Raw genomic sequence first — 13,179 nt, forward strand, 5'->3', positions numbered from 1 at the left:
AAAACAGCCTCAAGGGCTGTTTTTGATTAATAGTTTTTTGATACTTGCTTAGGTGCATCAGGTTCTGGGTTGTATGTGGCATTCGGCTGATTTTGGTCTTTTTGGTTATCTAAGTACTTCATCAAGCCAGCAGCGTTATTGCTGTATTGGCTGACTTGGGCGCGGTTGGCAGGGTCATCTTCGACTTTTCTTGCAATGCCGGAGGTAATACTGCGGACAACCGAATTCAAATCGATGATCGAATTGATTGTACCTTTCGCTCCATCGACCAAGACGGCTACTTTCTCTGATTTTTGCTGGATGTCTTCTTGCAATTCAGTTGTCGTATGCTGTAAATGAGTCGTCTCGAGCATTAACTTATCCACGCGGCCTTTCAAGTTATTGGCCGAACCTTTCATTTCCTTCATTGGCTCTTTGATGCCAGATAGGAGCATGAAGACACCTGCAATGGCTACGATCAGGCCTAGTACGACGATTCCAATTGCTATGTAAAGCCATATTATCGGATCCATTCAAACTTCCTCCTTTTTCGGTCATGTAATAAGCCATACCCGTTTGGGGCAGTTTTTAACACAAAACTTAAAGAGGCTGGGTAAACTTGATGGATTTGGCTAAGTAAATAGAAAAAATCTTGATGCAACATACAGAACGAGGTTGTGCGTACTAGTCCTGAGCGACTTGTGTTCGCAGCGTCATCCGCGTGGCAATGGCCGTTTTACGGTAACCAGCTTTCCGTTAGCGAGTTTCGGCGGCCAAAATAAAGGCGATATATCCGACATCCTGGCTGAAATTCCAATCCATGAAAATTTCGTCTACGTTCCTTTGCAGCACATGGTGTAACGGAGCGGCTTTCAGCAGCTTGTGCTCCAGCGGACGTTTCGTCAATTTCAACATATCGACAAATCCATCCTCTATCAATGCTTTTTCAATGCCTACCAACACCCCGCTGCGCTTTAGCAGCAATGTCCGGTTGCTCATCCAGAGCGTGTCGATTTTATCGGGAATGCGTGCAGCTTTCTCGTTCACTCGTTCTATTTGTTTATGAAAAACGTCGCGCTGCGTATCTTCCGGCCACTCAAACGAATCCCATGCAAGCTCTTCGTTCATAACCCCGATAAACATGCCGCTCTTTAGCGACAAGTTCCAGTCCACGTATAATTCAGTGAAATTCAGCTGGGTTATGTTCAGGAGTTCCTGTAAAATTTCCGTTTTCAGCGCATTGAACATAAAGTTTCTTGTCTCTAGAACTCGTATGTCTTCTTCTTGATCCAGAAGAATCTGCTCCATAGGACTGACGAATCCACGGAAATGAATGGTAATATAAGGCCTTTTGATTGTAACGTAAACAGAAGCGGGCCCTTTTCCAAAATGCTGGCGGAGTAGGTTTGAGATATAACCCGAAACTTCTGATTGGATAGGTCGTGCTTCCTGCATAGTAACTGTCTCCTTCCCGGCATATAGCAGCCGGCTAGTACTTTGCTTTTTCGATCGCTTTTGGCAAGCATTTGTTAATACTTGTCACTCGTGTTACGACTCGTTTAAAGCTTGTTTGATTTCAAACGCAGTAGCGCCCATTAATGAATTGGCTGAATATGCTTCCTGTAGGGATTGTCAATTGACCCAGGAGAGCTAATGAAATAAAAAAAGACGCCAAAAAGAATGATTCATTCTCTTTGGCGTTATTCCCAGCTCTATTGTCAGGTATATACTCTGCGCAATTTCAATATGGCAGCCGATGCTGCGTTTTTATTTCCAATTAACTGCTTTTCATGGATCCCGCTCAATGTTTACGGGATGTGATGCATTTCCTGTAATAAGAATTATAGCGAGAAAGGGAAAAAAATTCAAGACGCTTTTGGGCAACGGTCGCATATGCTCTGGACTTAGAGCAAAGATGATGGGCACATGGCTTGTGTCATAAATGGAAAAAGAGCTCACATTACTGATAGATCGCTTGATAAGCCTTCATGAACTTCTGATCAATATACTGCTTGATTTTCCACGGAACTTTGCCGTGTAAAGCCCAACGCCCATAAGTTAAAAAAGCTTCGCCGCCTCCAGTAGAAAGAATCGACACGTATTTTGACTGTGGGACGAAGCGGGATAAGGCTCGTCCATCAAGAAAATCCATTAAGTTGTTCCACAATACCGGTCCTTGGCGAACTGCATAGACGCCATTTTTCTCGAGATTTGGGTACCGATTGATTGAGACGCAATCACCGGCGCCGAAGACTTCGGGGAAGCGGAGTGATTGAAGCGACTCGTTTACAGCCAAAAATCCCGAACGATCGACAGGCATGCCCGAACGCTCGAAAAAGTCAGGGCTTTTCGGGCCTGTCAGCCAAAGGACAGCTGTTTGAGGATAAGTTGTGCCATTGCTTGCGGTGATAGAAGTTTCATCAATGTCTTTTATTTGTACATCGGTGAAAAAGGGCAGATTTTTTTTGCGGGCAATCGCCTCAATTTTTTGGGAAGCCACCGCTCCTTGTGCAGATAGCAATGGGCCTGAACTGAATAGCGATCCATTGAGCGGCAAGTACTGCTGTTTTCGCCAGGCGTGAGTGGACAAGGCTAGTTCAACCCCTGATGCGCCGCCTCCGACGATGACGGGCTTGGCGGATTCCCGGAATGTTAGCAATTGTTTCGGGAAATGGTAATTGGGCTTAATCGGTGAGATATATTTTCGCAGCGCTTCCGGGCTATCTGTCTGGGAGCCGATGTCGAAAGACACCACATCATAAGGATAGCTCTGACCGTGTAAACCGGTCAGTGTGCGGGAAACCGGGTCGATGGCGCAAATGGTGTCTTGATAAAAAGCCACACCGATTTTTTCAGCCAATCGTTTCAAGTCGATGCGGATTTCATCCAAGCCGTAAACACCCTCTGTGAATCCTGAAAACATTCCTGAATAATACTGATAAGTCGCAGGAGAGATGAGTACCAATTGCACATCTTCACGCGGATTTTCTGCGAATTGTTTGAGGCCATGCAAATGCGCATGGCCGCCTCCAACCAATACGACGATCTTCATGTCAACACTCCAATCTAAGACAAAATCCGTTTAGCTTCAGCCATGCGTTGAACGATGGTGAAAATTTGCACGGCGACAAACAATAAAGTGATCACCGATAGATAAGAAGGCAAGGCAATCATCAACGTAAATAGGATAAACCCTTCAGTACGTTCTGCAAGCCCAGCTTGATAATAGAACGATTTCACTCCTTGTTTTTCAGATAATGCCCCGACAGTCAAGAAAATGGTCATGGCGACAATGATGGATGCGCTTAATAATAACAGTGCCCACATCGAATCCGGAAAACGGAAAGCCAAGCCAAGAATGACGCTAATTTCCACTAGCCGGTCGAAACTGATATCTAACAGCGTCCCCCACGGAGAAGGTTTCGTTTTCCTGGCCATCGTCCCGTCGACGACATCTAAAAATCCAGAAAGCCAAAGCACAACAAGCGCTAACATCGGATGCCCTAGATAAATGAACAGGCCGGAAGACAAGCCGATAGCAAAAGCGGTCTTGGTTACGCCATTAGCGGTCCAGCCTTTTTTCAACAGGTAATCGGCAGTCTTGTCGACTGCAGGTTGGACATGTTTTCTTGCGTATGTATCGAGCATAACCATCACCTTTTTCTAAAAAGATAATTTCAGTATAAAGCAAAACCGTGATTTCCCCCATTCAGAGCTCTTTCGGCTAAGTAGATTTAATAAAAACAGACTATTCAAGTGCAAATAAGGGTAAGTATACAGAAGGCTTTGTTAAGATATATTTAATCCACGACTCAGAAAGGATTTGACGAATATGACCAAGAAATATGATATCGCAATAATTGGAGCAGGAGCGGCAGGCCTGACAGCCGCTTTTACAGCTGCAGGATTTTCGAAAAAAACGGTTCTGATCGACAAAAATCTGCCAGGCGGGGAATGTACATGGTCTGGCTGCATCCCAAGTAAATCGCTTATTAATATCGCGAAGGAAGTTCATCACGCCAAAAAATATTCACCGGAATTGAAGATCGATACTTCGGAAGTATTGAAAGATATTCAGAACGTTATCCAAAAAGTTTATGCTGGGGAATCACCGGAAGTGTTGGAGCAGTCCGGCATCGACTTTATGAACGCCTATGCCACTTTCACTGGGCCTAACACATTGCAGGTAGGCGGGGAAACGATTGAAGCGAAAAAAATCATTCTCTCTACGGGATCCACTCCATTGGTACCGCCAATCGAGGGCTTGAGTGATGTGGATTACCTGACTAATGAAACGATCTTCAAATTGGAATCCTTCCCGAAAACGATGACCATTCTCGGCGCTGGGCCAATTGGCGTCGAATTGAGCCAAGCGCTTAACCGTCTCGGCATTCAAGTGACGCTGGTGGAAAAGGCGGACCGTATCTTGTCTAACGACGATGAAGAGCTTGCATTGATGATTCAAGAGAGACTCAAACAAGAAGGCGTCACGATCCATACTGGCGCGACAGCGGTCAAAGCTTCCCAACAAGGCAGCCAAATTAAACTGACAGTTGAAAAAGACGATCAAGAAATGACGGTGTCGAACGAGGGGCTGCTTGTTGCACTCGGACGCCAGGCAAACGTCACCGGCTATAATTTGGAAACTGCCGGAGTTGAGTACGACAAGAAACGCATCCAAGTAGACGAGCATATGGAAACGACTGCAAAAGGCATCTACGCGATTGGAGATGTGGTCGGCCCTTATCAATTATCACACATGGCCAACGCCCAAGGCATTACAGCGACGCAAAATGCCATTTTGCCGATCAATCGAAAAATGAAATACGATCACGTGACTTGGTGTACCTACACGGATCCGGAACTCGGCCAATCTGGCTTAACCGAAGCGCAAGCACGCGAGAAACATGGAGATTCTATCCGCGTCTACGAACACGATTATGCCGATATCGACCGTGCCAACACTAAGAAAGACTCTATCGGAAAAGTCAAAATCGTCTTGGATAAAAAAGGCTATATTCTCGGGGCCAGCATTTTGGGCGACCGCGCCGGCGAAATCATCAGCCAGATCCAAACCCTTAAAACACTCGGCATCAATATGGGCAAACTATCAAGTGTTATCCATCCATATCCGACTTATAGCGAAGTATTAGTGAAGATCGGCAAAAAAGTCTATGTCGATAACTTGCTCAATCAACCGGTCGTCAAAACGTTCAATAAAGCGAAAGCTGGAGAACTGCCTGTCGGAAAAATCGGCTTATACGGAGCGGCGGCTGCAGCAGGGGTAGGAATCGCCAATATGGCGGTTCAAAATAATAGCAAGCCACAGCTTGGCGTGAAGAATGGGCGCTTAAAAGAAATGCCGTCTACGCCGAATGCTGTATCGTCGCAAACGACTGTAAAAGGGAAATTCGTTCCAGCTTGGCCGTATAACGGCAGCAAAGAACAAGCGAAGAAAAACGTGCTCGGCATGTTGAAAGGGTATGAAGGCATTCGGATTGTGCAAGTAAGCCATAATTATATTTATGCAGTCGAAACGAGCAAACTGATGAGATTCAAAGATGATATCGAGTTCTACTTTAACGATGCAGCACAGCAAATCGAATTCCGCTCCGCCTCGCGTGTCGGATATTCAGATCAAGGGGTCAACCGCAAGCGTTATGAAGAGATGAGAAAACGCTATTCAAGCATTTCGACTCACACGCGCAATTCATGAATACTAAACGCATCATCAAATGGTCTTTAGCGGTTTTGGCGGTTGCCCTTGTTATTTGGCTCAGCCGCTCAGTCTTCGACGTAAACGCAGAGGACCTCCGCAATTGGATTTTGTCGTTCGGGCTATGGTCGCCGCTCGTCTACATCATTGCCTATACCATCAGGCCGCTGATTTTCTTTCCAGCCTCGGTGTTGTCAATCGCTGGCGGATTGGCCTTCGGGGCTTGGATGGGTACGCTTTACACCATCATTGGGGCGACTTTGGGCGCAGCCTTGTCTTTTATTGTCGCTAAGACAGTGGGAAAGAGCTTGGTCAAGAAGCAATGGACAGGGAATGCGGCGAAGATACAAACGCAGATGGAGCAGAATGGCTTTTTGTATGTCTTATTGTTCCGGTTGATTCCGGTCATTAATTTTGACTTGGTCAGCTATCTAGCAGCTATCGCCAAAGTTCGTTTTGTGCCGTTCGCTTTGGCCACCTTGATCGGCATCATACCGGGAACCTTTGCTTATAACTTTCTCGGCAGCAGCTTCGTCAGCGGCAACCCCCAAATTATTGCAGCAGCTGTCGCAGTTTTTATTGTCTTAACGGTTGTTCCGATTTTGATCCGCAACCGTTGGGCCAAAAAGAATGGCCGCAACTCTAGAACAATCAAGTGAACAGCCAGGATGAATGGCTAGGATTCAGAGGGCTGCGCTAAATTTAAACCAACATGAGCAATATTAAAAGGAATTAGGAAGTGGGAGTAATGAAGACATATCCATTAGCGGCATTGGGTACGCTTGGCATCATCTTATCTGCTTGTTCTTCTGAAGATGCCGGTAATGCAACAAATGCAGACAGTTTATTGACAGCTGACTGGGATGCCATTCAAGACACAGCGCAAGGCCAAGAAGTCAATATGTACATGTGGGGCGGGAGCGACAACATCAACAATTATCTAGATGAGTGGGTCGCCCCGCGCATAAAACAAGACTATGGCATTGAGCTCAATCGGGTCCCGATGAACGATGCGCAGGACATCATCAATCAATTGCTCGATGAAAAAATAGCCGGGAAGACCGAAGGCAGTATGGACATTATTTGGATCAACGGGGAAAACTTTAAAGCCGCAAAAGACAACGATTTGTTGTGGGGAGATTTCACCGGGCAATTGCCGAATTTCAATGATTATGTCGATGCGGATGCACCGGAAGTCTCGGAGGATTTTGGAGAACCTGTGGAAGGCTTAGAAGCGCCGTGGGGCAAGGCACAGTTTGTTTTGGTGCATGATGAGAACCAACACGAAGATCCGCCCAAGTCAATGAGTGAACTTGGTGATTGGGTCAAACAAAACCCAGGACAGTTCACTTACCCCGCACCGCCTGATTTTACGGGAAGCGCTTTTATCCGACAGGTGTTATATGAAACAACCGGTGGGCACGAGCAATATCAGCAACCCGCAGCAGACATCGGAAATTTGGAGGAACGCTTGGAGCCAATGTGGCAATACTTGAACAGCATTGAGCCGTATTTATGGCGTGAAGGCGAAACCTATCCGGAAAGCTTGGCAAAACAAGACCAATTGTATGCGAGCGGTGAAATCGCCATGACGATGAGCTACGATCCGGCACTTGCAGCGAGTGAAGTGTTGAAAGGGCGTTTTCCAGAATCGACCCGCACCTATGTGTTGGATGAAGGCACACTCGCAAATACGCATTTTTTGTCTATTCCGTTCAATGCATCCGACAAAGCGGGAGCGCTTGTCGCCATCAATGAATTGATGTCACCAGCCGCCCAAACCGCTAAATTGTCGCCTGAGAACTGGGGCGACTTGACGGCGCTTGATTTGGAGAAATTATCTCCTGAACAACAACAAGCGATGAACGAGGTAGACCTCGGCGAAGCGACGCTGTCCATTGAAGAATTGGAGCAAAATCGCTTGCCCGAATTGTCATCGGATTATATTGATATCATAGAAGAAGGGTGGACGGAATATGTGGCAAAAGAGTAAGCCCTATCTTTTGCTGCTGCCGGCATCCTTTACCATCATCCTCCTGTTTTTCGGGGGGATTTTTGATGGATTGCTGAAAAGCTTCGGTTACTTTCCGGCGATCGGAGAGACTGGTTTGAACTTGACCGCTTATGATAGACTTCTTCATTCTTCAGATTTTTGGCAATCGATGGCCCTTACATTAAGAGTTGCAGCATTATCTTCGTTAATATCCGCCATCATCGGTGCCTTTCTTGCGGTGGCATTGTTTTTTGTAAACAATTCTACGAAAAAGGCCATACCGAGACCTTGGCAACGGTTGTTTCAATTGCCTTTGACGATTCCGCATCTAGTCGCCGGCTATATGGTTGTGCTGTTATTCACACAAAGCGGATTTGTATCAAGACTGCTTGCGACTGTTGGCTGGATCGACGGCATCACAGAATTTCCAGTACTCGTCAACGATTCGTTCGGATGGGGGATTATCCTCACTTATGCTTGGAAAGAAGCGCCGTTTGTAGCGCTCATGCTGTATCCGGTTTTGTCACGGATACATGGATCTTGGAGTGACGTGTCGCGTGTTTTTGGTGCAGGCCCTTGGCAATTTATCCGCGAAGTGGTCGTGCCTGTCATGATGCCGGCATGGACAATTGCGACGTTTATCGTCTTTGTCTTTACTTTTTCGGCTTTTGAAGTGCCATATCTGCTCGGGGTCACCTATCCAAGCGTATTGCCTGTGTATTCGTATCAACTGTACACGAGCGGCACCCTTTCTGATCGTCCGGAAGCGCTGGCCGTCAATATGATCCTTGCTGCTATTACCATTTTACTGGGGCTAGTAGCGTATTACATTAGCAAGCGCTGGAACGTATTGAAAGGGTGGGGCTAATGAAAAAACAACCACGCTTTCTATCATTATTATTGATCATCGGTTTGTTCATCTTCGTTCTCGTCCCGTTTGTTCCCTTGGTACTTTCAAGCCTGTCATTCGGCTGGCGCTGGCCGGATGTTTTTCCACAAGGTTGGAGCCTCCGCGCATGGGAATATGTCGTCAATGACGTTCGCACATGGCAAGCAGTCGGCATCAGTTTATGGATTGCCTTGATCGTCACGTTCGTTAACCTCTTATTAGCGCTTCCGGCTGCCAATGCATTGGTGCGTTATCCGGTTCGCGGCAGATGGCTGTTTGAAGCGATTATTTTTGCGCCGATTATCATTCCGCCCTTTATCTCGGTGATGGGCATTCATTTAAGCTTTTTACGGTTTGGCTTAACTGAAACGGTTCTCGGCGTTGTGTTAGCGCATATTGCACCGACCTTGCCGTATATGTTCCGCGCAATCATGGTCAGTTACCAAACCTTATCGGTTGATTGGGAAGACCAGGCGCGCATGCTCGGAGCCGGCGCAATGCCAAGATTTTTCCATGTCGTGCTGCCCCATTTATTGCCTGGTATATTGGCGGGCGCTAGCTTAAGTGTTTTGATTTCGTTGAGTCAATACTTAATCACCTTTATCATCGGTGCCGGCCAAGTGGTCACTTTGCCAATCTTGCTGTTTCCGTTTATCAGCGGAGGCGACCCTGCCATAGCATCAGCGTACTCATTGCTGTATGGCGCCATTGCCATTATGGCCTTAGTGGGAATGGACGCTGCATTGAAACGCTATTACCAAATGTCTAGAGTCCCGCAGCAAGAGAAAGGAGTGAAACCGTGAGTGATTTGCGCATTATCGATATCGAAAAGAAATACCGGTCAGCCCAAGCAAAGGACGAGGCATCATTTTTGCTTAGTCCGGTCCAGTTAACGATCCGCGAAGGCGAATTTTTTTCACTGCTTGGCCCTTCCGGATGCGGCAAGACAACTTTGCTGAAGTTGGTCGCTGGCTTATTAGAGGCAGATGGCGGGGAGCTTTGGTTTGGAAATGAAAACCTAAGCAATGTGCCACCCGAATCGAGAAAATTTGCTATGGTGTTCCAACAGTCGCTGCTGTTTCCTCATAAAACCATCGAAGACAATGTTGCTTTTGGCTTGAAAATGCAGAAAGTCGGAAAAAAGAAACGTCTTAACGCAGCGCGTAGCATGCTTGATCATGTCGGACTCAGCGGGTTTGGCCGACGTTTTCCTGAAGAACTGAGCGGTGGACAGCAACAGCGTGTGGCTTTAGCCAGAGCTTTAGTAGCGAATCCACGAGTCTTGCTGATGGACGAACCATTCAGTGCACTCGATCCGAGCCTGAGAGAAGAGATGCGCGAGCTGTTAAGCCAGATCCAAAAAGATTTTCGCGTCACCGTCTTGTTCGTTACGCACGACCGCGATGAAGCCTTCGCGTTATCCGACCGGATTGCGGTCATGGGCGAGGGGCAATTGCGCCAAATCGGCAGTGCCAGACAGTTATATGAGCGGCCTCACAATACAGTGGTTGCTTCTTTCCTGGGCTTGAAAAATATCTTGAGCGGCCAAGTAACTAATGGCCGGTTTGTCTCCTCTGATAAAATAATTGACGCGTCTGTACATCACCCGCTAGCAGACGGCGATTATTATATGATCATTAGGCCAGAATCGATTAAAGCAGCGGCAGCAGACCAATCCGGCCATGTTTCGATCCGTGGAATCGTCCAAGAAATGAAGTATGTCAGCGGTTCGTACAATTTGAAGGTCATAGCGGAAACCCAGGTGTTGGAATGTGTGCTCACTCCTTTTCAAGCCGAACAAACGGCGGTCGGGGAATCGATCGATTTGCTAGTGGACATGAAAGAAGTTTGGTTTTTAAAAGAATAGCGCATCTACTTGAACCCCCCCTTGCCAAATGATTGGCAAGGGGGTTTTCGTTGGTCTATCCAGCACAAGCTTACGGCTAAGACCATTGTAACGGTATGAAAATTTGTGGGGAATTGGGTTATTTTTACTGATTATTTTCACAGTTATTGATAGAACATATGTTCTGTTTGTGGTAAAATAAAGGTACAGTTGCATGAGGGCGGTTTGGCCATTCCCTATAGAAAGGGGGTGGTAGCATGACCATGGCAGAAGCATTTTCGCTTGTGTTCACGAGTGTCGGGTTGACGATTAGTGCATTCACGCTCGTCTTATCCTTGATTCTGGTCATTCCAAAAAAAAAATAACCGTCCCATTGGCGTGGGCTGACGGTTATTTCGTAAACCTATAGTGTCCAGCCGACCGCCCTCGACAGGCGGCATGCAGCTGGCCGGGTGCACACAGCATCCGGTTTTTTTGTTACTTTAAGTATACTAAATTACAGCTATTTTGCAACTGTCTCATATCCAACCCCGTTCATAAGGCACAGGAGCTTCGATATCGGCTCCAAGCTCAGTAGCGGCGGTATAGGCCCAATAAGGGTTACGCAGCAATTCGCGTGCCAGGAAGATGAAATCGGCACGGCCATTTTGAAGAATTTCTTCTGCGTGGCGCGGCTCGGTGATCAAGCCGACAGCTCCTGTAGCAATCGGGGTTTGCTTTTTAATCGTTTCTGCAAAATTCACCTGATAACCAGGATAGACCGGGATTTTAGCTGGTACGACAGCCCCTGAACTGACATCGATCAAATCGACGTTCTGCTGCTTCATCCATTGGGTCATTTCGATGTATTGTTCAGGGCTCATGCCCCCGTCTGCATAATCTTCTGCTGAAATGCGCACGAACAACGGGCCACTCCAAACCGCATTCACTTCGTCCAAGACACGGCGAAGCAAGCGGTAACGGTTCTCGCTGCTGCCGCCGTACTCATCAGTGCGCTTGTTAGTCAAAGGCGACAGGAATTGGTTGATCAAATAGCCGTGGGCTGCGTGAATTTCAATCACATCAAATCCTGCTTTTTCGGCTCGAATCGCACCATCCCGGAATGCTTGAACGGTTTCATCGATTTCTTCTGTTGTCATCGCTGTCGGTGTTTTGTATTGATCGTTGAAAGCAATCGCGCTAGGTGCCAGGATGTCACCGTCAACAGTCGCTTTTCTCCCTGCATGAGCCAACTGAATGCCTGTTTTTGCACCATTTGCTTTCATCAATCGGACGATTTCTGCCTGCCCGTCGATATGGGCATCATCCCAAATGCCAAGGTCCCGCGAGGAAATGCGTCCAATTGGCTGGACCGCAGTCGCTTCGGTGATGATCAGCCCGACACCGCCAACTGCGCGCGTCGGATAATGGACACGGTGCCAATCGGTGACATGGCCATCTTCTTTATCGCTTTGATACATGCACATCGGGGCCATAACGATGCGGTTCTTGAAATGGACGCCCTTAAGCTCAAATTCTTCGAAAAGTTTTGCCACGTAAAATTCCTCCTTCAGTCTCTATACAAGGAATTAGTATACCGGAAAAGTTGTCGAGCTTCGATTCGGAAGCCTCGCATTGGCTGCTATTCCAAAAACAACCCCCATGAAAACAGTCGTTTTCATGGGGGTTGATAAATTTTTATTCGAATTCTTTTCCGAGTTCACGGGAACGGGTAGCAGCAGAGGTGACACAATCGCCGACGATGCGCTTAAAGTCGTTATCGTAAAGGGCTTGGAGTCCTGCAGCTGTGGTGCCGTTCGGGCTTGTGACACGTTTGCGCAATTCGCCAAAATCTTCTTGCTGAAGCATTTCCGCTGCACCGTCGAAGGTTTGGCGTACGAGTTTTTTCGCATCGGCAGAAGACAAGCCGTTGTCGATTCCTGCCTGTACCATCGATTCCGCGAAATAATAGAGATACGCTGGGCCGCTTCCTGCAATGCCGGTCACGGCGTGCAATTGGTCTTCTTCCACGACTGTCACGCCGCCGATCGAAGATAATAGCTTTCTCAGTAAATGCTGCTGCTCTTTTGTGACAAATTTGCTCCAGGCGACGCCTGTAGCCGATTTTCCGATCTGTGCTGATGTATTCGGCATCGCACGGGCAACCGCGAAATCGCCAACATGCTTTTGGATCGTTTCGATGGAAACCCCAGCTGCAACGGAGACGATGACGGTGTCGCCGGTCAATTTTTCGCGGATGCCTTTCAATGCCACTTCGACATCTTTCGGTTTCATCGCAAGCAAAATGAAATCGGCATCTCTCAATTCGGTTTTTTCAGCGCACACGATGTTAACGCCGTATTCATCGTGCAAAAATTCCAATCGGTCCTGGTCCGATCGGTTCATGACTGAGATTTCTTCTGGTTTCATAATTCGCTTATTGATCCACCCATGGATCATGGATTCGGCCATCGATCCGGCCCCTACACATACAATTTTCATACCTTCCACTTCCTTTTCTCAAAATAAAAAGCGCAATCATCCCTGTTATTCCAAGGACGAAAACGCTTGTTTCCGCGGTACCACCTAAGTTTGCACATTGCACAACTCGATATCCTTATCGCGGACAGACGGCCGTGTTTGCACGGCAGCTCAGAAGCAGGTTCAGGAAGGGAGCGGGGGTGCGGCGTTTCAGCGTTGGCGGCACTCTCTTGTACCCATCACCTTCCGTACTAATCTTCATCTACGCTTACATATGTTATTAAATTATAAGTAAT

12 protein-coding genes are annotated in these 13,179 nt (G+C 47.3%); 6 read left to right on the top strand and 6 right to left on the bottom strand.

Translation table 11 applies throughout. The features are described 5' to 3' along the window. Positions 1 to 26: 26 nt before the first annotated feature. The 4 genes from AY633_RS00200 to AY633_RS00215 all read right to left on the bottom strand — a co-directional run bounded on the left by AY633_RS00200 (position 27) and on the right by AY633_RS00215 (position 3,627). On the bottom strand, positions 27 to 512 hold the full coding sequence (locus AY633_RS00200) for a DUF948 domain-containing protein (RefSeq protein WP_068485463.1): 486 nt from the start codon (positions 510 to 512) through the stop codon (positions 27 to 29). Between the two features lie 223 nt (positions 513 to 735). Next, positions 736 to 1,434 (bottom strand): DUF2294 domain-containing protein, encoded by a 699-nt coding sequence (locus AY633_RS00205; protein WP_068485465.1) that lies wholly within the window; start codon positions 1,432 to 1,434, stop codon positions 736 to 738. Positions 1,435 to 1,939: 505 nt separating this feature from the next. Then, positions 1,940 to 3,031: an FAD-dependent oxidoreductase gene (locus AY633_RS00210; protein WP_068485467.1), complete on the bottom strand. Its 1,092-nt coding sequence runs from the start codon at positions 3,029 to 3,031 to the stop codon at positions 1,940 to 1,942. 14 nt (positions 3,032 to 3,045) lie between these two features. After that, entirely contained in the window at positions 3,046 to 3,627 is a 582-nt protein-coding gene (locus AY633_RS00215) for a CDP-alcohol phosphatidyltransferase family protein (RefSeq protein WP_068485470.1), read from the bottom strand. Positions 3,628 to 3,811: 184 nt separating this feature from the next. On the opposite strand from AY633_RS00215, the gene AY633_RS00220 reads away from it, so the two are divergent. The 6 genes from AY633_RS00220 (at position 3,812) to AY633_RS00245 (ending at position 10,444) form a co-directional block, all read left to right on the top strand. After that, positions 3,812 to 5,695: an FAD-dependent oxidoreductase gene (locus AY633_RS00220; RefSeq protein WP_068485472.1), complete on the top strand. Its 1,884-nt coding sequence runs from the start codon at positions 3,812 to 3,814 to the stop codon at positions 5,693 to 5,695. Further along, a complete protein-coding gene (locus AY633_RS00225) occupies positions 5,692 to 6,354 on the top strand; it encodes a TVP38/TMEM64 family protein (RefSeq protein WP_068485474.1) in 663 nt (220 codons plus the stop codon). The genes AY633_RS00220 and AY633_RS00225 overlap by 4 nt, the downstream gene beginning before the upstream one ends. A gap of 89 nt (positions 6,355 to 6,443) precedes the next feature. Further along, positions 6,444 to 7,688, top strand: coding sequence for an ABC transporter substrate-binding protein (locus tag AY633_RS00230; protein WP_068485476.1), 1,245 nt, complete (start codon positions 6,444 to 6,446; stop codon positions 7,686 to 7,688). After that, entirely contained in the window at positions 7,672 to 8,556 is an 885-nt protein-coding gene (locus AY633_RS00235) for an ABC transporter permease (RefSeq protein ID WP_068485478.1), read from the top strand. Before AY633_RS00230 ends, AY633_RS00235 begins: the two co-directional genes overlap by 17 nt. After that, the gene (locus AY633_RS00240) at positions 8,556 to 9,380 is read left to right on the top strand and encodes an ABC transporter permease (RefSeq protein WP_068485480.1); all 825 of its coding nucleotides are present in this window, start codon (positions 8,556 to 8,558) and stop codon (positions 9,378 to 9,380) included. The genes AY633_RS00235 and AY633_RS00240 overlap by 1 nt, the downstream gene beginning before the upstream one ends. Next, positions 9,377 to 10,444 (top strand): ABC transporter ATP-binding protein, encoded by a 1,068-nt coding sequence (locus AY633_RS00245; protein ID WP_068485482.1) that lies wholly within the window; start codon positions 9,377 to 9,379, stop codon positions 10,442 to 10,444. The genes AY633_RS00240 and AY633_RS00245 overlap by 4 nt, the downstream gene beginning before the upstream one ends. A 497-nt stretch (positions 10,445 to 10,941) precedes the next feature. On the opposite strand, the gene namA is transcribed toward AY633_RS00245, so the two are convergent. Then, complete coding sequence (gene namA, locus AY633_RS00250) at positions 10,942 to 11,958, bottom strand: NADPH dehydrogenase NamA (RefSeq protein WP_068485484.1); 1,017 nt, start codon at positions 11,956 to 11,958, stop codon at positions 10,942 to 10,944. Positions 11,959 to 12,100: 142 nt separating this feature from the next. Next, entirely contained in the window at positions 12,101 to 12,904 is an 804-nt protein-coding gene (gene proC, locus AY633_RS00255; RefSeq protein ID WP_082799149.1) for a pyrroline-5-carboxylate reductase, read from the bottom strand. Between the last annotated feature and the right edge of the window lie 275 nt (positions 12,905 to 13,179).

Source organism: Planococcus maritimus, from assembly GCF_001592825.1.
Taxonomy (GTDB): Bacteria; Bacillota; Bacilli; order Bacillales_A; family Planococcaceae; genus Planococcus; species Planococcus maritimus_C.